Source organism: Gilvimarinus polysaccharolyticus (assembly GCF_001187555.1).
Lineage (GTDB): Bacteria > Pseudomonadota > Gammaproteobacteria > Pseudomonadales > Cellvibrionaceae > Gilvimarinus > Gilvimarinus polysaccharolyticus.
In genome coordinates, this window is sequence record NZ_LFIJ01000001.1 from 1532874 (window position 1) to 1557081 (window position 24208).

Here is a 24208-nt window from a genome sequence, read left to right on the forward strand (position 1 = left end):
ACAGGCGATAACTTTAGGTGTTTTCTGAGAGACAAACGGGCATAAAAAACGCTGCAAGAGCAGCGCTTTTTAACTTACCAAAATATTACTTAAGCTTAACTACTTCACCAATTAAGGCAACACCAGCCACAAACGCGCCGTTATGGCACTCATATTCTGTTTCGCTGCTGACTTCATTTTTCTTGTAGTAACTGCGAATATTAACCACCGCATCACCACCTTCGCGCACTGCACGCTCTTGCAACGACAACAAGGCCGACAACATTACCCACTCACATGCTTCGCTGTCAGACTTATTAAAACCATTGGTTTTTTTATTGGTGGGAAATTCGCCCAATTTTTTGGCTACAGCTGGGTAGGATTGCTTACCAAAATATAAAGCAACGTCACTGTCCAACTTAGACTCGTAACGCTCCAGCACATCACTCACCGGACGCATTGCTTTACTGTCGCGAGCCTCTGCCTGTACGGCCCCCAACAACAATACTACACCCAATCCACCCAAGATTTTTTTTGAACGTAACACTGACATTATTGATCTCCTTTGAGTCATATTGTTGGCGCAAGCTATTGGCAGCTTGGCACCAGAATCTTCAAGCACAACAAGCTACCCACAACACCGGCTTAGCCTTTCAAAAACAAGCAAAGTATCGCAACTGCCGCCCTATCTCGCAACTCCAAATAAGCGAACCAAGACACAAGTACTCACTTAAACTAGGCAATACCGATGCGACTAGCGCACCGCTTCGCGCAAAGTTACAAACTCCTCTGCCAGCGTCGGGTGCACCCCAATAGTCCGATCAAAATCGGCTTTAGTCGCACCGGCGGTCATCGCCACAGCCAAGCCTTGAATAATTTCACCCGCCTCAGGGCCAACCATATGACAACCTAATACTTTGTCACTGGCAACATCGACAATGACTTTTATTAAGCAACGCTCATTGCTGTCAGTTAACGACAACTGCATAGGTTTAAAGCTCGACTGGTACACCGCGATTTCACCAAAGCGCTCGCGTGCAGCCGCCTCGCCAAGTCCGACTGTACCGATATTGGGCTGAGTAAACACCGCCGTTGGAATCAAATCGTAATTAACCGACTGTCCCGCCTCGCCAAACAGATTACGTGCCAGCGCCATACCTTCGGCTAGCGCCACAGGCGTTAGTTCGGCGCGTCCCACGACATCACCAATGGCGTACACCCCAGGCTCACGAGTTGCAAAATCATCATCAACCTCAATCGTGCCTTTTGCGGTGAGACTAACCTTAGTCGCCTCTAGCCCCAAGTTATCCAGCAGTGGTCGACGCCCAGTGGCATACATCACCTGCCCAGCGGTAAGCACCTCGGCATTATTCAAAGTGACGTTACGAATACCGGCGTCATCAAGATCGATTGAGGTTACATCGGCATTAAAGTGTACATGAATACCTTTGGCGCGCATTTGCTCGGCCATAAACAGGCGAATATCGTCATCGAAACCGCGTAAAAATAAATCGCCACGGTACACTAGGTGCGTTTTCACCCCCAACCCATTAAAAATACCGGCAAACTCAGCAGCAATATAACCCCCACCGACAATCACAATTTCATCCGGCAGCTCATCTAGGAAGAAAACGTCATTAGAATCAATTACATGCTCGCGCCCAGGAAACTCTGGCACAAAAGGCCAACCACCTACGGCAATAATAATACGATCGGCTGAGACCTCCTCAGCGCCCACCATTACACGCTTATCACCCAACAATCGAGCATGCCCCTCAAGTAGGGTGACACCAGCGTTATCCAGCAAATTGGCATATACGCCATTCAGGCGCTCAATCTCACGATCTTTGCTCTCGCGTAATGTCGCCCAGCTTAACTGGGGATTAGCTACCGACCAGCCAAAACCACGCGCTTGCGAGTACAAGTCGCTAAAATGTGATGCGTACACAAATAACTTTTTAGGGACACAACCCACGTTAACGCAAGTTCCTCCAAGGTAACGCTCTTCGGCTACGGCGACTTTCGCGCCAAGATTGGCCGCGATTCGGCTAGCGCGGACGCCGCCCGAGCCGGCACCGATCACTAGCAAATCAAAATGTTGCATAGATTTCTCCAACTAAAAGGCAGACATTAATAATGACACAGCGCTCAGTTTAGCATCGAAGACTTAATTGCGGGGGAAGGTGAAAGGTTAAACTTCAATATCGATCTTAGCGCGCGGCCGAGGGCGGCGACGATCGCGGCCAGTACGCGTATCCAGTATAGTATCACCGCGTTTGTTACGCCGATCGCTGCGGCGACGCTCAAGCGCAGGCGGCAAGTGCTCGGGCAATTGCTTACTCACCATAATATCTCTATCTGGTTCATAACCGGTCGCCGGCTTCGATTTAATAATCGGTGTCAGGCGAGTAATGGGGCCTAGGTACACCATGGAGCATCCTCACAAAAAAGTATCAATATACTGAGGCATCGGCCAAAAATGGCTAAACTTTAATCAATGACGGGAGCGTCAGGAGCGAACCAACTGAGCTGACGATGTAATTTCACGACCTCGCCAATAATCAGTAAAGTCGGAGCACTCACAGACTCAGCGACCACGCGCCTAGCAATGTTCGCTAAATCGCTGACTATCACCCGCTGCTCACGAGTGGTGCCCTTTTCGATCAGCGCCACCGGCGTTGTGGGTAATCGCCCGTGTTGAATTAAGCCTGCACATATCGCCTCAAGCTCAATCAAGCCCATGTAAATCACTAATGTCTGATCCACCCGAGCCAGCTCAGGCCAGCTTAAGTTAGCGTTATTGGTTTTTAAATGCCCCGTCACAAAACGCACAGATTGAGCGTAGTCACGATGAGTTAACGGAATGCCAGCATAGGCGGCACAACCGGATGCGGCGGTGATGCCCGGCACCACCTGAAAAGGAATGTTGTTTTCGGCCAACAATTCGATTTCTTCTCCGCCGCGACCAAAAATAAACGGATCACCGCCTTTTAAACGCAACACCCGTTTGCCTTCGCGCGCTAAGTTAACCAACATCTGATTAATCGCGGTTTGCTCAACAGCATGCTCGCTCCGCCGTTTCCCCACATAAATACGCTCGGCATCGCGGCGCACCAGCTCCATGACTTCCGGGGAAACTAGACGGTCGTAGAGCACCACCTCGGCCTGCTGCATAAGTCGTAAAGCTTTAAGAGTGAGTAGCTCCGGATCACCTGGGCCACCGCCCACCAAATACACTTCACCTTGGCAAGTATCGTTAGCACTCGCGCTCAGACGCGCTTGCAATAGCTGTTCGGCATCGGCGTCACGGCCGCTAAAAATCAACTCGGCCGCGGGCCCTTGTAAGGTATCTTCCCAAAAGCGGCGGCGCTCATCAGCACTGCTAAAGGTTTGTTTTACACGCTCACGAAAACGACTGGCAAGAGCCGCCAAGCGGCCATAACTGGCGGGAATTAATGTTTCTAATTTGGCCCGAACCATACGCGCCAGTACCGGAGCCTCGCCGCCACTGGATATGGCAATGACGAGCGGCGATCGATCGACAATAGCAGGGGTAATAACCGTGCACAGCGCAGGGCTATCTACCACATTGACAGGCAGGTGACGCGCTTGCGCATCGATAGAGACTTGCTTGTTAACAGCGGCAATATCCGTGGCCGCCACCACCAACACAACGCCGTTTATATCATCATGTTGATACTCGCGGCGATGCATCTCACCACCCGTAGCAACAACGATAGCTTCTAGCTCGGACTCTATAGCTGGAGCCACAACGACTAAGTGCGCGCCGGCTTTACTTAGCAGACGCGCCTTGCGGGTTGCAATATCTCCCCCTCCGACCAACAGCACGCGCTGGTTGCGCAGCTGCATAAAAAGCGGGAAATATTGCATTGCTTAGCCCTCAGCGCCAATACGCTTTACGCCACCCATGTAAGCTTGCAGAACCTCGGGGACCAACACACTGCCATCCGCTTGCTGGTAATTTTCCATAACCGCTAACAAAGTTCGGCCAATCGCCAAGCCTGAGCCGTTAAGCGTGTGCAGCAATGCCGGCTTGCCAGTTTCTGGATCGCGATAGCGCGCCTTTAAGCGGCGAGCTTGGAAATCGCGAAAACTAGAGCAAGATGAAATTTCGCGGTACTTACCCTGCGACGGTACCCATACTTCGATATCGTAGGTTTTAGCCGCCGAAAATCCGACATCGCCACCACACAAAATCACTGTGCGATACGGCAGGCCCAGTTTTTGCAAAATAACTTCGGCATGGCCGGTGATGGCTTCGAGTGCGGCATCGGATTCTTCTGGACGAACAAACTGTACCAGCTCGACTTTTTCAAACTGATGTTGCCGAATCATGCCGCGGGTATCGCGGCCATGACTGCCCGCCTCAGACCTAAAACACGGCGTGTGAGCGACAAATTTAATCGGTAGCGCAGTATCTTTATCCAGCAGCGTGTCGCGCAATAAATTAGTCACCGGCACCTCGGCGGTGGGAATCAAATAAAACTCGCGCTCATCATCAAGCTTAAATAAATCATCGGCAAATTTAGGCAACTGGCCGGTTCCGTATAAAGATTCGGCATTGACAATAAACGGAACATTAACCTCTTCATAACCGTGCTCGGCAACGTGTGTATCGAGCATTAACTGCACTAAAGCTCGGTGCATACGGGCAACCCCGCCACGCATTACAGCAAAACGCGAGCCGGTAATTTTACTGGCTGTTTCAAAGTCTAAGCCGTCAATATCTGCGCCTAAATCGACGTGATCTTTTACCTCAAAGTCAAACTCGCGAGGCGTACCCCAACGGCGTACTTCAACGTTATCGTCCTCGCTTAGTCCCTCTGGAACTTCAGCGGCCGGTAAGTTGGGTACACCGGACAAGTAATCATCCAGCTTATTTTGCACATCGTTTAACTGAATCTCAGCTTCAGACAAGTCATGTTTAAGCTGATCGACCGCCGCCAACAGCGGTGCAATATCTTCACCCGCGGCTTTAGCTTTACCAATGTTCTTTGATCGACTGTTGCGCTCAGACTGGAGGTTTTCAGTTTTCACTTGAATTGCTTTGCGCTCTTCTTCTAAGCTTTGCAAAAGGCTGACATCCAAAGTAAAGCCACGCTTTTTCAGTGCATGGGCCACGTCGTCGAGATTAGAGCGAATCAGTTTTGGATCTAACATAGTAATAACTTTTAAGGTCGGTTGAGTAATACCATAGTGCTTGGCAGCACCTGATTTTTGGGACGTTAAGATAACACAAAGTTGACCAAATACCACGAGGCGGTCACGGCTAACAAACACAGGACAACATTAGCCAACACGTAAAGCGTAGCAATAACCGGTACACCGTTCTGCCACAAAATAAGTGCATCGAGCGAGAAAGTCGAGAATGTCGTCAGCGCACCTAAAAAACCGGTAATAAGCAAATGGCGCCAATACGCTGGCAGCATAGTTTTTTCGACAATAACGATATAAAGCAGCGCCACCAAGAAACAACCCAGAACATTGACAACCAAGGTTCCCAGAGGAAAACGATTGCCCGTCACCGGGTATAAGTGGGCGGTGATGTAAAAGCGCAACATAGCGCCAAGCGCCCCGCCGGTGGCGACAAAGAGCCACTGCATGGTTAATCCTCGTCCGTCTGGGGTGGATCATCGCGGTAGCGACGATACGTGCTGGCGGCATCTTGCTCGCGCAGGTGCTGCATTTTTTCTCGTATTTTAAGCTCTAAACCACGTGCCACTGGCTGGTAATATTGCCGATCGGCGATTTCACGGGGCAAGTAATTCTCACCGGCCGCGTAGGCGCCTGGCTCGTCGTGTGCGTAGCGGTACTCGGCACCAAAATCCATGCTCTTCATCAATTTAGTCGGGGCATTGCGCAGGTGCATCGGCACCTCGTAGCCCGGGCTACTGCGTACATCTCGCATGACTTGGTTAAACGCAGTATACACGGCATTACTTTTGGGCGCTGCGGCCAAATAGGTGATCGCCTGCGCGATCGCCAGCTCGCCTTCGGGGCTGCCCAAGCGCTCTTGTGTGTCCCACGCCGCAAGCGCCAAAGGGAGCGCGCGCGGATCGGCATTGCCAATATCCTCACTGGCCATACGCACTACTCGGCGTGCTATATAGAGCGGATCGCAACCACCGTCGAGCATTCGTGCCAACCAGTAAAGCGCACCATCGGGTGATGAGCCGCGCACCGATTTATGCATCGCCGATATCTGCTCGTAAAACAGGTCGCCGCCTTTATCAAAACGGCGGACGTTGCCGCCCAACACTTCAGCCAATACGCTCTCATCGATCACCCGCTCGGCGTCCTCATCGCGGGCCAAATCGGCAGCTAACTCTAATAAATTAAGGGCTTTGCGCGCATCGCCATCGGCCGCGCCTGCCATCAATGTCAACGCTGGCTCGTCTAACCGCAATGACATATCCCCCAAGCCCAGCTCGGTATTTTCCAGCGCTTGGCGAATAATCATTTCGGTGTCGGCCAGCTCAAGTGAGCGCAGCACATACACGCGGCAGCGGGATAAGAGTGCGTTATTCAACTCAAACGAGGGGTTTTCGGTGGTGGCACCAATAAAAATAAAGGTGCCGTCCTCTACGTAGGGTAAAAAAGCATCTTGCTGCGATTTGTTAAAACGGTGCACTTCATCGACAAACAAGATGGTTTTGCGACCGCGGCCGGCACGTTCTTGTTGCGCTATTTGCACCACCGCACGAATATCTTTAACACCGGCCAAAACGGCCGATAGGGTTTCAAACCGGGCATCGGCACGCTCGGCAAATAGCCTTGCCAACGAGGTTTTACCCACGCCCGGCGGCCCCCATAAAATCATCGAGTGCAGCTGGCCTTTATCCACCGCTTCCCGCAGCGGTTTACCCGCACCTAAAATATGCGTTTGGCCGATGTAATCAGCCAACGCTCGCGGTCGCATTCGAGCCGCTAGAGGCTGGTAGGTCGGTTCGGAGGTAAACAAATCGCTCATGACGTTAGTCAATCAACACATCAACGCCCTCGGGGGCATTAAACGAAAACTGCGCAGCATCGACTGGCTGGTTGCGCACGGTATCGATTAAAGCAAATTCTGTGGTTTGCCCTAGGCTGTCGTGTACGATAATGCGTTGCAATTGCTGACCGTCAAACTCCAGCTCTAAACGCGCAAACAAACCATCCTCGTTGATCGGCGCTAAGCCAAACACTTCGAGCCCTTGCTGACCCACGCTGCGGGTAATTCTAAACGCTTCCGTTAACGATTCGGCACTCTCACTCAACAACGCCGCCGGTGTTGCCTTAAGGCTGTCATCTACCGGCCGTACGGTAACCTGTAATAGGTCTGGATCGTACAGCCAAATAGTACTGCCATCGCTAATTAACTGCTGCTCAAAAGGCTTTTGGGTATGCCAAAAAAAGCGCCCAGGACGCTGCAATACAAAACTGCCAGAGCTGGCCTCAATCGTTTCGCCCTCGGCATCGCGCAGGGTTTGCTCAAACTGTCCACTTAAGCTGGTAGTGGCCGCCAAAGTATCACGCAGCGCGTTGGCACTGTTGTCCGGCCCGGCAGCGCTACTGACCGCACTAAAAAGTACAGTCAGTAAGCCAACCGATACGACCCTTAATAATTGTTTTAACATGAACTCTCCCGAGCAATATTTTAAGATTTAGGGGCCAGTACTTCGCGGCTACCATTGTGACCGGGGCCCGACACTACGCCCGCCGCTTCCATTGTCTCTATCAGGCGAGCGGCACGGTTGTAACCAATACGCAGCTTGCGCTGCACCGATGAAATAGACGCTTTGCGCGAATCTAATACAAACGCCACGGCCTCATCATAAAGAGCATCACTCTCGTCATCGCCGCCTTCATCGCCGCCCGACAAACCTGGCACAGGAATATTATTGGTGCTTTCGTCAACGATCTCCTCTAAATAATTAGGTTCGCCGCGACGCTTCCAATCAGCCACCACTTTATGTACTTCGTGATCATCGACAAAAGCGCCGTGCACTCGTACCGGCACACTGGTACCCGGTGGTAAATACAGCATATCGCCATGCCCTAATAACTGCTCGGCACCGCCTTGATCCAGAATCGTGCGCGAATCAATTTTAGAGGACACCTGAAATGCCATCCGAGTCGGTACGTTGGCTTTAATTAGGCCGGTAATCACATCTACCGAGGGACGCTGGGTGGCCAAGATCAAATGAATACCGGCCGCCCGTGCCTTTTGAGCAATACGAGCAATCAATTGTTCCACTTTTTTCCCGACAATCATCATCATGTCGGCAAATTCGTCAATCACGACAACAATCGCCGGCAAGGTTTCAAGCTCGGGGGCCGTTGCTTCAGCGCTACCGGCTTCAAAGTGATCGGCAGGTACAAACAGCGGGTCAAGAATCGGCGTACCGGCTTTTTGCGCATCTTCAATTTTACGGTTAAAGCCCGCCAAATTACGCACACCCATCGCGGCCATTAACTTATAGCGCCGCTCCATCTCGCCGACACACCAACGTAAGCCGTTAGAGGCATCATTCATATCGGTGATAACCGGGGTCAACAAATGCGGGATGCCTTCGTACACCGACAACTCCAACATTTTAGGGTCCACCAAAATCAGTCGTACATCTTTGGGGGATGATTTGTACAGCAGTGATAGCAGCATCACGTTGACCCCGACAGACTTACCCGAGCCCGTGGTGCCCGCCACCAACAAGTGCGGCATCTTGGCCAAATCGGCAATCACCGGATCGCCGGCGATATCGTGCCCCAGCGCCATGGTTAAGCGGGAGCGGGATTTCTCGTATAATTCAGAGGCGATAACCTCACTTAAGCGCACAATCTCACGGTGCTCGTTAGGAATCTCGATACCCATCACCGAGCGACCGGGTATCACCTCGACCACCCGTACACTGATAACCGCCAACGAACGGGCTAAATCTTTTGCCAAATTAGTGATACGACTCGCTTTAACGCCAGGTGCTGGCTGAATTTCAAACCGAGTAACCACCGGGCCCGGCTGTACCGAGACCACCTCAATTGTGATGCCAAAGTCTTTAAGCTTAAGCTCCAATAGTTTCGACATCGCCTCCAAAGACTCTTTAGAAAAACCTTTGTCACTGCGTACATCGGCAGGGTCAAGCAAGCTAATAGGTGGCAACTCTCCCACCACGGGTGCGTCTTTATCAAACAGTGATGCCTGTCGCTCTTTTTGCACCCGTGCGCTTTCGACCGGTTTTTTCTTCACCGGCTCAGTAATGGTAGGCGGCACGCGCTTCGCTTCTTCTTTTTTCCGCGTTGCTATCACCTCGCGACGCTGATGTTGCTGTACTTTAATCTCACGCTTGGCCGTGCGACGGCTGCGCCAATCGACCCAACCCTCGCCGATTTTGCGCGACAACTGCAGCGTCCAGCGACCAATATCGTCCATTAATTTTAACCAAGACAAATCGGTAAAAATTGTTAACCCGAATAAAAACACTGCAAACAACAACAAAGTGCCGCCCGTATGGCTAAAAGCACCGGCCACAGAATCAGCCACCGCAAGACCTAAAATACCGCCATCGTAAAACGGTAATGCGCCTTCTCTCCCGCCCACACGCAGCACCGCAAGCCCAGAGCCAGCCACCATCACTAACACCAAACCAATGGTACGAAGCCCCAGTAAGACAGGATCAAACGTCGCTGGATGAGCGCGGTCACGAAAGATTAGCCAAGCTCGATAACCCAGCATAAGCGGGAACAAAAACGCCAAATAGCCAAACAAAGAGAAACAAACATCGGCCAACCAAGCACCAGCAGGGCCACCAGCGTTACCGACTCGCGTGTTATCTCCCGTGCGCGACCAACCCGGATCGCCAGCATCGTAGGTAAATAGCGTTAGCAGCACAAATACGCAGACGGCCACTAAGCCAATCAACGCCCCTTCGCGCACAATAGTTAGTATTAGCTTTGACGCCTCAGGGCGAGAAACTGGTGCTTTATTAGTACTTTTTTTACTCAAACAGGTACCTATAGACTCTTACAAAAACGTCTTACTACGACACAATAGCCCGCTATTGTAATGCATAGTTAGGGCCTTCTAGTTCGCGATGTTGGCAAATCTCGGCTATATCATCCATTAAGCTGATTAATTTTACCAATCTAAGGTATTGAAGAGTACAATTTTGCCCGCATTGATTGATTGACCTATTATTGACGCTGAACTTTTTAACAAGGACCTCTGCACATGAGCCAACCCCAGCACCACCGCTTAATCATCCTCGGCTCCGGCCCCGCCGGTTACACCGCTGCCATTTACGCGGCCCGTGCCAATCTTAAGCCAGTTATTATTACCGGTATGCAACAAGGTGGTCAGCTAACCACCACCACCGACGTAGAAAACTGGCCCGGTGGCGTTGCCGACTTGCAAGGCCCAGACTTAATGGTGCAAATGCAACAACACGCCGAGCGCTTTGACACCGAAATTATCTTCGATCACATCGATGAAACCGACCTAAGCAAACGTCCGTTTACCCTTAAAGGCACCCAAACCTACACCTGCGACGCCTTGATTATTGCCACTGGCGCCTCGGCGCAGTACCTCGGGTTGCCCTCAGAGGAAGCGTTTATGGGTAAAGGCGTCAGTGCTTGCGCCACCTGTGACGGGTTCTTTTATCGCGATCAGAAAGTCGCGGTTATCGGCGGCGGCAATACTGCGGTTGAAGAAGCGCTGTATTTATCGAACATCTGTAGCGAAGTGACCTTGGTGCATCGCCGTGACAAATTGCGCTCAGAGAAAATCTTACAAGATAAATTGTTTGCCAAAGACAACGTTAAAATTTTGTGGAACCACACCCTAGACGAAGTGTTAGGCGACGACTCGGGTGTAACAGGCGTAAGGCTTAACAGCACCAGCGATGAAAGCTCGCAAGATTTAGACGTATCCGGCGTGTTTATCGCTATTGGCCACAAACCCAATACCGGTATATTCGACGGCCAGCTGGACATGAAAGATGGTTACATCAAAATTAACAGCGGTCTAGACGGCAACGCCACCGCCACCAGCGTGGCGGGTGTATTTGCCGCCGGCGACGTGTCCGACCACATCTACCGCCAAGCCATCACCTCGGCAGGCTTTGGCTGTATGGCCGCGCTAGATGCGGAAAAGTTTTTGGATGATTAATCGCTAAAACTAAATGTAAAGCGGCGGAAGTTTCGTCGCTTTACATCATATTTTAACAGTCACTTATCTCCCCCCTGCCAAGCACTAAAAAACCAAACATAAACACTTCTAACCCGCCTCTAATACCACGCCCGTATATTTTTATGCTTAAATGCCAGCATGATTCAATTACCTTGGCTTGAGCCAGATACACTCGATTTTCCGCCGCTCGATACGGCGCTGACCGACCCCGACGGCTTGCTGGCGGTGGGCGGCGATTTACGCCCTGAGCGTCTAATCCACGCCTATTGCCAGGGAGTGTTCCCTTGGTTTGATGACGAGCAACCGATTTTGTGGTGGAGCCCTAACCCACGCTCGGTCGTCGAACCGGCCAATGTGCATGTTTCGCGCTCGATGGCTAAGGCGCTGCGCAAAACCCAGTTTCACGTCACTTGTGATACCGCCTTTGAGCAAGTCGTACGCCAGTGCGCCGCACCGCGCGCACAAGCAGCCGGCACTTGGATTACCGACGATATGCTTGAGGCCTATAGCCAGCTGCACGAGCGCGGCGTAGCGCATTCGATCGAGGTTTGGAATGGTGAATTATTGGTGGGCGGCCTGTATGGATTAGCTTTAGGGCGAGTGTTTTTTGGCGAATCAATGTTTGCCCGCGCAACCGATGCATCCAAGATTGGGTTTATTACTCTGGCAAGTTATCTGCAAGCATGGGGCTTTGAGCTAATTGATTGTCAGGTGAGCAGCGCCCATATCAACAGCCTTGGCGCTTTTGAACTGCCCCGTAATGCATTTGCCAAACGCTTGCAGCAACTGACTGACCCTAGTGGCGCATCCTACTGGCCGCCTAACACTAGCCTACTGGAGATACCCAGAAGTTCTCTGGGGCAGACAAACAGCGCCATTTCCTCTAGAGTAAATAACACGATCGCTAACAAGGCTTAAGCACGACACACTTCATCTTTGAATCCATGGCACATTAGGGGGGCCACATGAGTGATTTATCAAGTTTGAAATTATTTGCCACCGCCCCCCACCCCTGCAGTTACATTAAGGGAGAAGAAGCGACCACGGTGTTTATTGATCCCGAGGCCGAGGTAGACGCGGAGCTTTACAGTGAATTATCCGAACTGGGGTTTCGCCGCAGCGGCGGACATTTATACCGCCCGCACTGCGTTAACTGCCAAGCCTGTATGTCATGCCGTATTCCGGTTAATCAATTTCGGCCCAACCGTAGTCAGCGCCGTTGTGCTAAACGCAATCAAGATCTCGACATTTGCTTTATCGACGACATTAGCAGCGACGAACATTACGCTCTGTACGAACACTACATCAACACTCGTCACCGAGATGGCGATATGTTCCCGCCGACCCGAGAGCAATACAACGCTTTTTTAAGTCGTGAGTGGGGGGTCACCCGATTTATTGAATATCGCAGTCAAGGCGCGCTGGTCGGCGTCGCCGTCTGCGACCAACTGCAAACGGGACTATCAGCGGTTTATACTTTCTTTGACCCCGAAATGACACCTCGCAGCCTCGGGGTATTTGCTATTTTAGTGCAAATCGAGCAGGCAAAACGCATGGGCCTTGCGTATGTTTATTTAGGCTACTGGATTCGTGAGTGCCGGAAAATGGCTTACAAAACTCAGTATCGACCACTGCAAATACTGACAAATAAGTGTTGGGTACAGCTTAAATAGCTCTGACACCCTGCAAATTTGACGTATCTAGCCTCTTTTAGCTAAAAATTCATCCCGACTCTTGGCTAACGCGTGGATTTCAGGCACAATTGCCGCCTTTTCGTGCCCGTGATTAATGAGACCACATTGAGGAATCTGCCGAATGGCAAAAGAAGACAACATAGAATTTGAAGGTGAAGTGATTGATACCCTGCCTAATACCACTTTTCGCGTAAAGCTGGAAAATGGTCACGTGGTAACGGCGCACATCTCTGGAAAAATGCGAAAAAACTACATCCGGATTCTGACCGGCGACAAAGTTAAGGTAGAGATGACTCCTTACGATCTAAGCAAGGGTCGCATCACCTACCGCGCGCGCTAAGTTACGCTGCGCCACTGCTCAACCGGCACACACAAAACCCCGCCTAGGCGGGGTTTTGTCGTTTTAACGAAATACCCACATCAACAAAAGCTCGCTGCCCTTACACTGTAACGAGCGGCAGCGTTAGCTACTTTAGTGCTGCGTATATGGCCACTGCGGGGCAATTTTGGTTTTTCTCCAACCATAAAAAATCCCGGCAAGCCGAGATTTTTTATGGTTTAGTTAACAGCCGCAGCATTCTAGCCGCGACTAAACTTAAGGTGCCGCATCAAACTCCAGTGCCAGCTCTTCGCCACTATCGGTAACAGCAACATGCACTTTACCGCCGCCGGCTAACTCGCCAAACAATACCGCCTCGGCCAGAGGCTTTTTCACTTTTTCTTGAATTAAGCGAGCCATGGGTCGTGCCCCCATTTTTTCATCGTAACCGTGCTCGGCCAGCCATTTACGTGCAGCACCGGTTACATCTAGGGTTACTTTTTTATCATCTAATTGCGATTGCAACTCGGTTAAAAATTTATCGACCACAGTCTCAATAACATCCAGCGATAAAGCCCCAAACTGAACCGTGGCATCTAAGCGGTTTCTAAACTCGGGCGTAAACATTTTCTTAATCGCCTCTTTGCCGTCGCTAGAATGATCTTGCTTAGTAAAGCCAATTGAGGCGCGGCTGACATCTTCGGCACCGGCATTGGTCGTCATAATAAAAATGACATTGCGGAAGTCGGCCTTACGGCCATTGTTGTCAGTTAGCGTACCGTGATCCATCACCTGCAATAATAAATTAAATACATCTGGATGAGCTTTTTCAATCTCATCAAGCAAGACAACACTGTGAGGCGATTTGGTTACCGCATCCGTTAGCAAACCGCCCTGATCAAAGCCCACGTAACCGGGTGGAGCCCCGATCAAACGCGACACTGTGTGCCGCTCCATGTATTCAGACATATCAAAACGAATCAGCTCGACCCCTAAGCACAGCGCCAACTGGCGGCTGACCTCGGTTTTACCCACCCCAGTGGGGCCAGCAAACAAGAACGAACCGATAGGCTTATCACCCGAACGCAAACCCGCGCGCGCTAACTTGATCGCGGTCGACAAGGTCTCAATCGCCTCATCTTGACCAAACACCGTCATTTTCAGGTTGTCGTCAAGCTTGCGTAGCTGCTCAAGGTCTGACGATGAAACACTTTTGGGCGGAATCCGTGCAATTTTAGCAACCACCGCTTCAACATCGCCCACCCCCACCGTTTTTTTACGCTTGCTGGGTGGCTGTAGTTGCTGATAAGCACCGGCCTCGTCGATAACATCGATTGCCTTATCGGGTAAAAAACGATCGTTAATATAGCGCTCGGCTAACTCAGCTGCCGCTCGTAACGCGGGATCGGTATAACGTAATCCGTGATGCTCTTCAAAGCTCTTTTTAAGCCCTTTAAGAATTTGGTAGGTTTCGTCAACACTCGGCTCGTTAACATCGACCTTTTGGAAGCGCCGCGAAAGCGCGCGATCTTTTTCAAAAATACCACGGTACTCTTGATAGGTGGTCGAGCCCATGCAGCGCAACTGCCCCGAGCTAAGCAACGGTTTAAGCAAATTAGAGGCATCCATAACCCCGCCAGATGCGGCGCCGGCACCAATAATGGTGTGAATTTCATCAATAAATAAAATTGAATGCTCTTGTTTTTTTAGATCGGCAAGTAACCCCTTAAAACGCTTTTCAAAGTCGCCACGATATTTAGTGCCGGCAAGTAATGCCCCCATATCCAGCGAGTAAACCACACTCTCGGCCAAGGCATCCGGCACCTCGCCATCGACAATACGGCGCGCTAGACCTTCGGCAATAGCGGTTTTACCCACGCCTGACTCACCCACCAATAGCGGATTGTTTTTACGGCGGCGCGATAAGATTTGTGCCACACGCTCAAGCTCTAGCGCACGACCAATTAAAGGATCGATGCGCCCTAGGCGCGCCTCCTCATTTAGATTGGTGGTGAAATTCTCTAGCGGACTCGCGGGCTGTTGCTCCACCCCCAAAACGTCATCATCGGCTTGATCGTGGGAAGAGTCATCGCCGTGCTCGTGACCGGCTACTTTTTGAATGCCGTGGGTGATGTAGTTGACCACATCAATGCGCGCAATACTCTGTTGCTTTAAATAGTAAACCGCCTGGCTTTCTTGCTCGCTAAAAATTGCCACTAAAACATTGGCACCCGTCACCTCTTGCTTGCCAGAGGACTGCACATGAAACACGGCCCGCTGTAACACTCGCTGAAACCCTAAGGTCGGCTGTGTTTCGCGGTCTTGGTCGTTTTCAGGCAATAACGGAGTCGTTGAGTCGACAAACTCTATTAATTCACGACGCAATACTACTAAATCGGCACCACAAGCGCGCAATACCATGGCCGCCGACTCGTTGTCGATGAGCGCCAGTAACAAGTGCTCTACGGTCATAAATTCATGACGCTTACTACGAGCACCTTTAAAGGCCATATTCAGGGTGACTTCAAGATCTTTACTCAGCATCACTAGTACCTCTCAATCAGGAGCCTACAATCAGGAGTTAACTCCATTTACGCTAAACTCCAGGCACTAAATACACGGATGAGTACAAGCGTGCATTTAGTTAATATTACTTTTGCTCATGACAAGGATTACTCATCATCCCCTTCACTCGCCTCTATCTCACAAATAAGGGGGTGCTCATTATCTTTGGCAAACTGGTTTACTTGAGCCGCTTTGGTCTCGGCAATATCGCGAGTATAAACTCCGCAGGTTGCCTTACCTTCGGTATGAACGGTCAGCATCACTTGGGTTGCCGCTTCACGATTCATGCCAAAAAACACCTCAAGCACCTCAACGACAAACTCCATCGGAGTATAATCATCGTTAAGCATAATAACTTTATAACGCGATGGTTTTTTCAACTTGGGAGGCGCCTCTTGCAAGGCTAGTCCTTCGTCGTAGTTATCATCGTAATCATCGCCAGCGTTATGACACTGCAATTGATTTAATGTTAGTCGAATGTTGTCGAATTTTCCCGTAGTCATAGATGCTTTTGACCGTAAATATTGTCTTTATTCATGCGCATCACAAAATTGAAGCGCCAATATCCCATTGTACCTCATCGGCTGCACCACAACACTGACGGCGAACCGGCAAGGGTTTGCCGGTCACCATACTTGACAAGGTCGATATGGTCGGCTAAAAAGTGCACTACTGTTCAATATTTCGCCAGCAATACTTATAAATTAACTGGCGCACCTTGGGGTGGTGGCATCAAGCAAACCCCGTTAATTAATACTACGGCGCTCGAGCCCTGCATGGATGCATTATATTTGCAAAAAATACTCAAAGCCCCCTACTCCAAATACAACTCTGAGCTTGTTAGCAATACAACAATCAGGTCGGGCTATATATTCGCACCTGCACACTTACCGGAACCATAAAAACCATAACCGTAAATAATAAAGGAGCAGCACTATGCCTACAGGTACCGTCAAATGGTTTAACAATGCCAAAGGCTACGGATTTATCCTCGCCGACGAAGGTTCAGAAGATCTTTTTGCGCACTATTCGGCCATCACCATGGATGGCTATAAAACGCTTAAAGCCGGACAAACCGTCTCGTTTAATATTTCTCGAGGTGACAAAGGCTTACACGCGATAGACATCAGCCTGCCTCAGGCCGAAGCTCAGCCCAACTAACACCCCAGCTTAAAGCCTCGTGTAAGTCGCCCCCGCGAGCCGGCCAACCCTAGCCGGCTCGCGCCGCTGCGCGCTAGTCGCACCACGGTTGCAGCTGCGGTACACTGCACCGCTAACTTAATCGTCTTTTCACTCACACTCGGCTTATATATGGCCACTTTGGTCCTTTTCAATAAACCCTACGATGTTCTGTGTCAGTTTCGGGATGACAGCGGCCGCGCGACGCTGGCTAATTTTATCAATCAAAAGGGCATATACCCCGCTGGCCGGCTGGATTTAGACTCCGAGGGGTTATTGCTGCTCACCGATGACGGCGCACTACAACACCGTATTACCCACCCGCACAACAAACTGCCAAAAACCTACTGGGTGCAAGTAGAGGGTGAGCCCACAGCCGATGCATTAACCGCGTTACGTCAAGGCGTCACTCTAAACGATGGCCCCACTCGCCCAGCGACGGTCGAACTCATTGCCCCACCAGAGCTCTGGCCCCGCCCCAACCCTGTACGCGAACGTAAAAACATCCCGACCCGCTGGCTCGCGCTAACCATCACCGAAGGGCGCAATCGCCAAGTGCGGCGCATGACAGCCGCAGTTGGCTACCCTACCCTTCGATTAGTAAGGGTGCGCATTGGCGATTGGCAGCTAGGGGCGCTACAACCCGGCCAAGCCAGCAGCCAAACGGTGCATATGCCCGCCCCCCAAAAAACCAAAATTGGCGAGCCTAAAAGCCAAAGGCGCGGCCCAAAAGCCAAACCCTCTAACGGCAAACGCCCCAACCACAAGCGTACACGCCCATGAGCCGCTTTTTACCCCACGTTACGGTTGCCTGTGTGATCGAGCACGACGGCAAGTTTCTATTGGTGCGCGAGCTAATAGACGGCCAAGAGCGACTCAATCAGCCAGCCGGACACTTAGAGGCTAACGAATCACTGCAACAAGCGGCGCTACGCGAAACACTTGAAGAAACTGGTTGGGATATCGAGCTTACCGGCGTCGTGGGCATAGATTTGTACAAAGCTCCCGCCAACAACGAAACTTACGTGCGCACCACATTTATTGGCACGATTATCAAACATCACCCCGAACTTTCGTTAGACGACGGTATTATTGGCCCCGAATGGCTGACCCGCGAGCAAGTAGCCGATGCCCGCAGCATACTTCGCAGCCCCATGGTCTTGGACGTTATTGACAATTACCTTGCCGGACGCCGTTTTGCGCTGGAGGTCGTGGCCGCAGACAGGTAAAATGCGGCCTCGCCGTATACATACCTCCACCCTTAGCGCTTGGCTTTTTACATGACAACCTCTAGCGACAATACCAACACTCCATTAGTGATCGTCGGCATGTCCGGCGGCGTCGACTCGTCCGTCTCAGCCCTGCTATTACTCCAGCAAGGCTATCGAGTTGAGGGGTTGTTTATGAAAAACTGGGAAGAGGACGACGGCACCGACTACTGCACCGCCAAAGAAGACTTAGCCGATGCACAAAAAGTCTGTGACACGCTGGGCATTAAACTACATAGCGCCAATTTTGCCGCCGAGTACTGGGACAACGTATTTGAGCATTTTTTAGCCGAATACAAAGCCGGTCGCACCCCCAACCCTGATATCTTATGTAATCGCGAAATTAAATTTAAAGTGTTTATCGAGTACGCCGAGATGCTCGGCGGCGATTTAATTGCCACTGGGCATTATGTTCGCCGCAGCCAAAGCGACGGTCACACTTATTTATTGCGCGGCTTAGATGCCAATAAAGATCAAAGCTATTTCTTACATGCCGTGGGCGAAGCGGAATTTGCTCGCACTTTATTTCCGGTAGGCGAGCTAGAAAAACCTGAGGTGCGCCGTATTGCCGAGCAGCACAATTTAATCACTCACAGCAAAAAAGACAGCACTGGCATTTGTTTTATTGGCGAGCGCCGTTTTAAAGATTTCTTGCAGCAGTACCTGCCAGCCCAACCCGGCGACATTGTCACCACCGAGGGTGCCGTTATCGGGCAACACGCCGGTTTGATGTACCACACTATTGGCCAGCGCCAAGGGCTGGGCATCGGGGGCGTCAAAGGGGCGCCCGACGAGCCTTGGTTTGTAATTGCTAAAGATCTGGTTAACAACCAGTTGGTGGTCGCGCAAGGCACCGATCACCCGATGCTATACACCAACTTTTTAAGTGCAGGGCAAGCCCACTGGATCAATGGTGCGCCTACTGGTAACACCTTGCGAGTAACCGCCAAAACCCGCTACCGTCAAGCCGACCAAGCCTGTAAGGTGACGCTACTGGCCGACCAGCAATTAACCGTACTATTCGATGAACCGCAACGGGCGATTACGCCTGGGCAATCCGTGGTATTTTACCAAGATGATATTTGCCTAGGCGGCGCAGTCATCGAGTACAGCGAGAATCGTTGATTGGCGGTTAATACTTACCGCTAAACAACCTCCTTTACACACACCAAAGTAAGGCATTTCTCCATTGGCTAAGGTAAACAACTGGCAAGACATAACATTAGCAGCGGCCGGAATACTGCAGGCATCGGTTTTGGTAGATCAGCTCGCTCGCACCGGATTTGTCCCCAGCGATGCTTACGGTTGCAGCATAAATAGCCTGCTGGATTTAAATCCACCAGACACCATCAGTGTTTATGGCGGGCGCCCTGAAAACCTACGGCTGGGCCTTGAAACACTGCGCGATTTATTGCTATCAAGCCGGCAACTGCAAACCAATACGGTACGCTACAGCGCCGGAATCCTGCATTTACAAGGTCGCTTGCGCAAGCGTAAAGACATGTTAGGGGTGCTATCCAGCCGTTTAAAGCAAGCCTCGCAGCAAGCTCTACATTTTGGCCCTACCCACGAAAATGTCATTGCTAACTTGGCAGATATCTATAGCGATACCCTCAGCCGGTTTCGCTTTCGCATTCAAGTATCGGGTGATCCGGGCTACTTACAACAACAGCGTATCGCCAACCAAGTGCGTGCACTGTTATTAGCCGCAATACGCTCAGCCACGCTCTGGCGTCAACTTGGCGGTTCACGTCTGCACTTTGTCCTACAACGCAAACGTCTATTGGCCGAAACCGAAACCTTACTGCGCAACCTACGCGTATAAACCGACTGAAAAATAACCCGCTTTACGGTATGATGGCGCTCCTATATTTTACTGCGGGGCGTGCCCCGCAAATCGATTAACTCAACCGACTAACCTGTGAGATCACCCATGGAACTTCTTTCCCCGCTGAGTGCAGTGTCCCCCGTTGATGGCCGTTATGGCAGCAAAACCACCGCCCTGCGCCCTATTTTCAGTGAGTTCGGCCTGATTCATTGCCGCGTAGAAGTCGAAGTACGCTGGCTGCAACGACTAAGCGAATTAGATGGCGTGACCGAAGTACCGGCATTTAGCGAGGCTACACACGCGCAGCTCAATAAGATCGTTGAGCAATTTAGCGAGGCAGATGCCCAAGCCATTAAAGATATCGAAGCCACCACCAACCACGACGTAAAGGCGGTTGAATACTTTCTTAAAAGCCAATTCGCCGGTAATACCGAGCTAGAAGCCGTACTGGAATTTGTCCACTTTGCCTGTACCAGCGAAGACATTAACAACTTGTCGCACGCTTTAATGCTCAGCCGTGGTCGCGATGTCCTGCTGACCGATGCCCAAGCGATCAGCGATGGTATTGCCAAACTGGCACACGATTACGCCGCCGACCCGATGCTATCACGCACCCACGGCCAAACCGCCTCACCGACTACCGTGGGCAAAGAGCTGGCCAATGTGGTAGCGCGCCTACGCCGCCAGCTGGTGCAAATAAACGCCGTCGAACTGCTGGGTAAAATTAACGGTGCTGTGGGCAACTACAACGCCCATCTTTCGGCCTATCCAGATATCGACTGGCAAACCAACGCCGAGACGTTTGTAACCTCACTCGGCTTAAGCTGGAACCCCTACACCACGCAGATCGAACCGCACGATTATATTGCCGAATTGTTTGACGCTATTGCGCGCTTTAACACCATATTGATCGACTTTGACCGCGATGTCTGGGGCTATATTTCTCTCGGTTACTTCAAACAAAAAACCATTGCTGGTGAAGTAGGTTCATCCACCATGCCGCACAAAGTTAACCCCATCGACTTTGAAAACTCTGAGGGCAACCTCGGTATCGCCAACGCTATTTTTGGCCACCTAGCGCAAAAACTGCCTATCTCACGCTGGCAGCGCGACCTGACCGACTCAACCGTATTACGCAATATGGGCGTTGGCTTTGGCTACAGCTTAATCGCTTACGCCTCAACCAAAAAAGGTATTAGCAAGCTCGAGATTAACCGCGCCCGCTTAGCCGAAGACCTCGACAACAGCTGGGAAGTATTGGCCGAGCCAATCCAAACCATTATGCGCCGCTATGAAGTTGCCGAGCCTTACGAGAAACTTAAAGCGCTCACCCGCGGACAAAAAATTACCCGCGAAGTGTTGGCCGATTTTGTCGAGACGCTGGATATCCCAGAACACGCCAAACAAACCATCCGCGAACTGACCCCAGCCAACTATATCGGCAACGCCGCCGCGCAAGCCGAAGCAATTTAACCCAACCCAACAAGCCGGCCCGACTAGGGCCGGCCTTGCTTTAAGGTGTCACCATGTCTTCCGCGTCACCGATTTTGTCCAGTTTGGGCGAACTTTGCATCGATAAGTTCCTCAAGCAATACTGGCAGCGCCAAGCCGTTTTCTTACCTCAAGCGCTAGCCGATTTTCGCTCGCCAATAACCCCCGATGAGCTAGCCGGATTGGCACTCGAAGACGTTATCGAGTCACGCTTAATTATCCACAGCAAAAGCGCTCCTTGGCAGTTAAAAACTGGCCCCTTTAACGAGCAAGATTTTGCCGAGCTACCAACCGAGCAGTGGAGCTTATTGGTGCAGGCCGTGGATCACTGGGTGCCTGAGGTGGCCGATTTACTCGACCGTTTCCGGTTTATCCCCAACTGGCGACTCGATGATGTCATGGTCAGCTATGCACCCAAAGGTGGTAGCGTGGGCCCACACTTTGATTACTACGATGTGTTTTTAGTGCAGGGGGCTGGCACCCGCGAATGGCATATTGGTCAGCATTGCGACAGTAACAGCGAGCGCTTAGAGGGTACCGATTTAAATATCTTGCGTGACTTCACTCCAGAGGCGACTTACACCGCCCAGCCAGGCGATGTACTGTATATCCCCCCTGGTGTGGCGCACTGGGGCACCGCTTTAGACGATGACTGTATGACATTTTCGATTGGCTTTAGAGCTCCATCAGAGGCCGACATTATTGACGAATTTGGCCAACACATTGTCGCCGAGCTGACCAACGACAATCGTTATAAAGATCAAAATGCATCGGCAACTAACACTCCTGGCGCCATTGATATAACGGTTATCGAGCAGTTGCAAAAGCAACTTGTTAGCCATTTAACAACAGCCAATATCGCCCAGTGGTTTGGCCGCTATATGACTGAGGCCAAGTACCCGCTAGAGTGCACACCCGTGGCCGCAGACGCCTCAAGCTGGCAGCAATGGCTTGACCAAGAAGTAGCCGTCGAGCGCGAATTAGCCGCGCGATTTAGTTACTTTGATGACGCGCAAAGCACCACATTATTTGTCGATGGTCAGGCCTACCCGTGTAACACACCGCTAGCGCACACTCTGTGCAATCAGCGTCACTGGTCGATTGTAACACTCGACGCGCTGTGTCCAAACGATGCTGACAAATCGTTGCTACTGCAATTAATAAAAGACCATAAAATCGTGATTGACGATGGCAGCGACGAACAAGATTCTCCATAACGACGGCAAACAGAAATCAGCCATGAATCACACACCCGAGTTTCAATGCCACACCGTTAGCTGGGCTACCGCCGCCGCGGCCCTTTGCGACATTCGCCAGCAAGTATTTATTGCAGAGCAAGGCGTGCCTCCTGATTTAGAATGGGAGCACGCCGATGAGCAGGCTATCCACTTTTTACTCACCGCAACTGGCCAAAGTATTAACGCCCATCAAGATACGATTGGCTGCGCTCGAATACTACAAGAAACACACGCAGGTGCGGCACACTTTCACATTGGGCGAGTTGCCGTAGTGGCCAACTCACGGCTGCGTGGTGCAGGCACATGCTTAATGCGTGAACTGCTGCATTGGTGCCAACAACAAACCGGCTACACTCATTGTGAACAGGTGTTTTTACACGCACAAAGTAACGTGATACCTTTTTATGAACGCTTAGGTTTTAACACCGTAGGCGAGAGCTTTATAGATGCAGGCATCGAGCACCGCACGATGATCTGGCAAACTTCTCCAGTTTGTCGATAAAAAAACAGCTAAAACTCACATAAAACGCTAACAAAAAATACCTAGCGCAAACAGCTTGAGAAAAAAGAACGGAGCCGATATGACCCAAGAGCCCGAAAGCTGCGACAGCTTATATCTGTTCGAGTCAGTTGAGCAGTGTCTCGAGCACACCCGAAAACTTATTTCTAACGCGCGACGTAAGCTGTATATTTTAAGCCATCAACTCGATCCGCTCATTTACGATAGAGACGATATTGCGTCAGAACTATCCCAGTTTGCTCGTCGAGCCCGCGACTGCCAAGTGCATATTTTAGTTCGTGATACCGCCGACATGTTAGAGCGCGGGCATCGCTTAGCTCGGTTGCATCAGCGCCTACCCAGTAAAATACAACTGCGCAAGCTAGCGCTGGAGCCGAACAATCAACAGATGGGTTTTATCGCCGCCGACCGCAATTTATTAGTGTATAAAAATGACGACACTCAACCGGCCGGCTTTGCTAATTACCGCGCCGCGCCAGAGGTAAAAAACCTCACCGAAGAGTATCAAAGAATTTGGCAGCACGCGGTAGCCGAACCCGGATTGCAATTACTTAGCCTTTAACGTTATCGTTAAGAAATCAATATACTATCAGCCAACACCCATTACTTAACTCACGCCATACCCTCTTACTGGGGTGAGCGCGCTATCGATGCATACGCTTAATCAAGACTTATGCGACATTACCACAGGGGCATCCGAGCCGATCGAACAATGAATTGCCCTTACCCAAGCGCATACCAGCTGTCACGGCAACCGCCAAACACTATCAACTCGCAATCTTAGACAACACGACTTACATAAACCTTGAGCAACCAAGCAACGCCGCCAAATTGTTAAGAGCAAGCTTAATATCAACTAATAGTGTAAATATTGCGCTTTTACTGCGGTTAACGTAACTTTTTTCTTGCCGATCGTATTTTAATCCTTTATATATAGTCTCAATT

24 protein-coding genes are annotated in these 24208 nt (G+C 50.9%); 13 read left to right on the top strand and 11 right to left on the bottom strand.

The genetic code is table 11. The features are described 5' to 3' along the window. Nucleotides 1–85: 85 nt before the first annotated feature. The 9 genes from GILYN3_RS06675 to GILYN3_RS06715 form a co-directional block, all read right to left on the bottom strand. Nucleotides 86–532, bottom strand: a complete 447-nt coding sequence (locus tag GILYN3_RS06675; RefSeq protein WP_049722115.1) for a hypothetical protein — start codon at nucleotides 530–532, stop codon at nucleotides 86–88. Nucleotides 533–733: 201 nt separating this feature from the next. After that, nucleotides 734–2083, bottom strand: coding sequence for a glutathione-disulfide reductase (gorA, locus tag GILYN3_RS06680; RefSeq protein WP_049722116.1), 1350 nt, complete (start codon nucleotides 2081–2083; stop codon nucleotides 734–736). 87 nt (nucleotides 2084–2170) lie between these two features. Then, nucleotides 2171–2410: a hypothetical protein gene (locus tag GILYN3_RS06685; RefSeq protein WP_049722117.1), complete on the bottom strand. Its 240-nt coding sequence runs from the start codon at nucleotides 2408–2410 to the stop codon at nucleotides 2171–2173. Nucleotides 2411–2469: 59 nt separating this feature from the next. Beyond that, nucleotides 2470–3870 carry a siroheme synthase CysG gene (cysG, locus tag GILYN3_RS06690; protein ID WP_049722118.1) on the bottom strand — a complete coding sequence of 467 codons (1401 nt, stop codon included), beginning with the start codon at nucleotides 3868–3870 and terminating at the stop codon, nucleotides 2470–2472. 3 nt (nucleotides 3871–3873) lie between these two features. Next, complete coding sequence (gene serS, locus GILYN3_RS06695; RefSeq protein WP_049722593.1) at nucleotides 3874–5160, bottom strand: serine--tRNA ligase; 1287 nt, start codon at nucleotides 5158–5160, stop codon at nucleotides 3874–3876. Nucleotides 5161–5225: 65 nt separating this feature from the next. Then, nucleotides 5226–5603 (bottom strand): fluoride efflux transporter CrcB, encoded by a 378-nt coding sequence (gene crcB, locus GILYN3_RS06700; protein ID WP_049722119.1) that lies wholly within the window; start codon nucleotides 5601–5603, stop codon nucleotides 5226–5228. Nucleotides 5604–5605: 2 nt separating this feature from the next. Beyond that, nucleotides 5606–6970, bottom strand: a complete 1365-nt coding sequence (locus tag GILYN3_RS06705) for a replication-associated recombination protein A (RefSeq protein WP_049722120.1) — start codon at nucleotides 6968–6970, stop codon at nucleotides 5606–5608. Between the two features lie 4 nt (nucleotides 6971–6974). Then, nucleotides 6975–7616, bottom strand: a complete 642-nt coding sequence (lolA, locus tag GILYN3_RS06710; RefSeq protein ID WP_049722121.1) for an outer membrane lipoprotein chaperone LolA — start codon at nucleotides 7614–7616, stop codon at nucleotides 6975–6977. Nucleotides 7617–7636: 20 nt separating this feature from the next. After that, nucleotides 7637–9979 carry a DNA translocase FtsK gene (locus tag GILYN3_RS06715; RefSeq protein WP_049722122.1) on the bottom strand — a complete coding sequence of 781 codons (2343 nt, stop codon included), beginning with the start codon at nucleotides 9977–9979 and terminating at the stop codon, nucleotides 7637–7639. Between the two features lie 225 nt (nucleotides 9980–10204). On the opposite strand from GILYN3_RS06715, the gene trxB reads away from it, so the two are divergent. The 4 genes from trxB (at nucleotide 10205) to infA (ending at nucleotide 13195) form a co-directional block, all read left to right on the top strand. Continuing rightward, nucleotides 10205–11140: a thioredoxin-disulfide reductase gene (trxB, locus tag GILYN3_RS06720; protein WP_049722123.1), complete on the top strand. Its 936-nt coding sequence runs from the start codon at nucleotides 10205–10207 to the stop codon at nucleotides 11138–11140. Between the two features lie 159 nt (nucleotides 11141–11299). Continuing rightward, nucleotides 11300–12079, top strand: coding sequence for a leucyl/phenylalanyl-tRNA--protein transferase (gene aat / locus GILYN3_RS06725; protein WP_084005155.1), 780 nt, complete (start codon nucleotides 11300–11302; stop codon nucleotides 12077–12079). A 47-nt stretch (nucleotides 12080–12126) separates the two neighbouring features. Continuing rightward, nucleotides 12127–12834, top strand: a complete 708-nt coding sequence (locus tag GILYN3_RS06730) for an arginyltransferase (protein WP_049722124.1) — start codon at nucleotides 12127–12129, stop codon at nucleotides 12832–12834. A gap of 142 nt (nucleotides 12835–12976) precedes the next feature. Further along, entirely contained in the window at nucleotides 12977–13195 is a 219-nt protein-coding gene (infA, locus tag GILYN3_RS06735) for a translation initiation factor IF-1 (RefSeq protein ID WP_049722125.1), read from the top strand. Between the two features lie 255 nt (nucleotides 13196–13450). Here the strand turns inward: infA and clpA are convergent, their stop codons facing one another. Continuing rightward, entirely contained in the window at nucleotides 13451–15718 is a 2268-nt protein-coding gene (gene clpA / locus GILYN3_RS06740) for an ATP-dependent Clp protease ATP-binding subunit ClpA (RefSeq protein WP_049722126.1), read from the bottom strand. 128 nt (nucleotides 15719–15846) lie between these two features. Then, the gene (gene clpS / locus GILYN3_RS06745) at nucleotides 15847–16242 is read right to left on the bottom strand and encodes an ATP-dependent Clp protease adapter ClpS (protein ID WP_049722127.1); all 396 of its coding nucleotides are present in this window, start codon (nucleotides 16240–16242) and stop codon (nucleotides 15847–15849) included. A 433-nt stretch (nucleotides 16243–16675) separates the two neighbouring features. On the opposite strand from clpS, the gene cspD reads away from it, so the two are divergent. From cspD to GILYN3_RS06790, 9 genes are all read left to right on the top strand, one after another. Continuing rightward, entirely contained in the window at nucleotides 16676–16900 is a 225-nt protein-coding gene (cspD, locus tag GILYN3_RS06750) for a cold shock domain-containing protein CspD (RefSeq protein ID WP_049722128.1), read from the top strand. A gap of 150 nt (nucleotides 16901–17050) precedes the next feature. Continuing rightward, nucleotides 17051–17701: a pseudouridine synthase gene (locus GILYN3_RS06755; RefSeq protein ID WP_049722129.1), complete on the top strand. Its 651-nt coding sequence runs from the start codon at nucleotides 17051–17053 to the stop codon at nucleotides 17699–17701. Next, nucleotides 17698–18147 carry an NUDIX hydrolase gene (locus GILYN3_RS06760; protein ID WP_049722130.1) on the top strand — a complete coding sequence of 150 codons (450 nt, stop codon included), beginning with the start codon at nucleotides 17698–17700 and terminating at the stop codon, nucleotides 18145–18147. The genes GILYN3_RS06755 and GILYN3_RS06760 overlap by 4 nt, the downstream gene beginning before the upstream one ends. Nucleotides 18148–18198: 51 nt before the next feature. Then, nucleotides 18199–19311 (top strand): tRNA 2-thiouridine(34) synthase MnmA, encoded by a 1113-nt coding sequence (gene mnmA / locus GILYN3_RS06765; protein ID WP_049722131.1) that lies wholly within the window; start codon nucleotides 18199–18201, stop codon nucleotides 19309–19311. 64 nt (nucleotides 19312–19375) lie between these two features. Next, nucleotides 19376–20011 (top strand): high frequency lysogenization protein HflD, encoded by a 636-nt coding sequence (gene hflD / locus GILYN3_RS06770; protein ID WP_049722132.1) that lies wholly within the window; start codon nucleotides 19376–19378, stop codon nucleotides 20009–20011. 108 nt (nucleotides 20012–20119) lie between these two features. Beyond that, nucleotides 20120–21487, top strand: coding sequence for an adenylosuccinate lyase (purB, locus tag GILYN3_RS06775; RefSeq protein WP_049722133.1), 1368 nt, complete (start codon nucleotides 20120–20122; stop codon nucleotides 21485–21487). Between the two features lie 53 nt (nucleotides 21488–21540). Beyond that, nucleotides 21541–22722 (top strand): cupin domain-containing protein, encoded by a 1182-nt coding sequence (locus GILYN3_RS06780; RefSeq protein WP_049722134.1) that lies wholly within the window; start codon nucleotides 21541–21543, stop codon nucleotides 22720–22722. 22 nt (nucleotides 22723–22744) lie between these two features. Then, on the top strand, nucleotides 22745–23245 hold the full coding sequence (locus GILYN3_RS06785; RefSeq protein ID WP_049722135.1) for a GNAT family N-acetyltransferase: 501 nt from the start codon (nucleotides 22745–22747) through the stop codon (nucleotides 23243–23245). A 79-nt stretch (nucleotides 23246–23324) separates the two neighbouring features. Next, nucleotides 23325–23825 (top strand): DUF7931 domain-containing protein, encoded by a 501-nt coding sequence (locus tag GILYN3_RS06790; protein WP_049722136.1) that lies wholly within the window; start codon nucleotides 23325–23327, stop codon nucleotides 23823–23825. The last annotated feature ends 383 nt before the right edge of the window (nucleotides 23826–24208 follow it).

What these genes read in the sequence shown, in the direction of transcription:
- GILYN3_RS06675 (WP_049722115.1), bottom strand. Translation starts at nt 532, where the DNA reads ATGTCAGTGTTACGTTCAAAAAAAATCTTGGGTGGATTGGGTGTAGTA.
- gorA (WP_049722116.1), bottom strand. Translation starts at nt 2,083, where the DNA reads ATGCAACATTTTGATTTGCTAGTGATCGGTGCCGGCTCGGGCGGCGTC.
- GILYN3_RS06685 (WP_049722117.1), bottom strand. Translation starts at nt 2,410, where the DNA reads ATGGTGTACCTAGGCCCCATTACTCGCCTGACACCGATTATTAAATCG.
- cysG (WP_049722118.1), bottom strand. Translation starts at nt 3,870, where the DNA reads ATGCAATATTTCCCGCTTTTTATGCAGCTGCGCAACCAGCGCGTGCTG.
- serS (WP_049722593.1), bottom strand. Translation starts at nt 5,160, where the DNA reads ATGTTAGATCCAAAACTGATTCGCTCTAATCTCGACGACGTGGCCCAT.
- crcB (WP_049722119.1), bottom strand. Translation starts at nt 5,603, where the DNA reads ATGCAGTGGCTCTTTGTCGCCACCGGCGGGGCGCTTGGCGCTATGTTG.
- GILYN3_RS06705 (WP_049722120.1), bottom strand. Translation starts at nt 6,970, where the DNA reads ATGAGCGATTTGTTTACCTCCGAACCGACCTACCAGCCTCTAGCGGCT.
- lolA (WP_049722121.1), bottom strand. Translation starts at nt 7,616, where the DNA reads ATGTTAAAACAATTATTAAGGGTCGTATCGGTTGGCTTACTGACTGTA.
- trxB (WP_049722123.1), top strand. Translation starts at nt 10,205, where the DNA reads ATGAGCCAACCCCAGCACCACCGCTTAATCATCCTCGGCTCCGGCCCC.
- aat (WP_084005155.1), top strand. Translation starts at nt 11,300, where the DNA reads ATGATTCAATTACCTTGGCTTGAGCCAGATACACTCGATTTTCCGCCG.
- GILYN3_RS06730 (WP_049722124.1), top strand. Translation starts at nt 12,127, where the DNA reads ATGAGTGATTTATCAAGTTTGAAATTATTTGCCACCGCCCCCCACCCC.
- infA (WP_049722125.1), top strand. Translation starts at nt 12,977, where the DNA reads ATGGCAAAAGAAGACAACATAGAATTTGAAGGTGAAGTGATTGATACC.
- clpA (WP_049722126.1), bottom strand. Translation starts at nt 15,718, where the DNA reads ATGCTGAGTAAAGATCTTGAAGTCACCCTGAATATGGCCTTTAAAGGT.
- clpS (WP_049722127.1), bottom strand. Translation starts at nt 16,242, where the DNA reads ATGACTACGGGAAAATTCGACAACATTCGACTAACATTAAATCAATTG.
- cspD (WP_049722128.1), top strand. Translation starts at nt 16,676, where the DNA reads ATGCCTACAGGTACCGTCAAATGGTTTAACAATGCCAAAGGCTACGGA.
- GILYN3_RS06755 (WP_049722129.1), top strand. Translation starts at nt 17,051, where the DNA reads ATGGCCACTTTGGTCCTTTTCAATAAACCCTACGATGTTCTGTGTCAG.
- GILYN3_RS06760 (WP_049722130.1), top strand. Translation starts at nt 17,698, where the DNA reads ATGAGCCGCTTTTTACCCCACGTTACGGTTGCCTGTGTGATCGAGCAC.
- mnmA (WP_049722131.1), top strand. Translation starts at nt 18,199, where the DNA reads ATGACAACCTCTAGCGACAATACCAACACTCCATTAGTGATCGTCGGC.
- purB (WP_049722133.1), top strand. Translation starts at nt 20,120, where the DNA reads ATGGAACTTCTTTCCCCGCTGAGTGCAGTGTCCCCCGTTGATGGCCGT.
- GILYN3_RS06780 (WP_049722134.1), top strand. Translation starts at nt 21,541, where the DNA reads ATGTCTTCCGCGTCACCGATTTTGTCCAGTTTGGGCGAACTTTGCATC.
- GILYN3_RS06785 (WP_049722135.1), top strand. Translation starts at nt 22,745, where the DNA reads ATGAATCACACACCCGAGTTTCAATGCCACACCGTTAGCTGGGCTACC.
- GILYN3_RS06790 (WP_049722136.1), top strand. Translation starts at nt 23,325, where the DNA reads ATGACCCAAGAGCCCGAAAGCTGCGACAGCTTATATCTGTTCGAGTCA.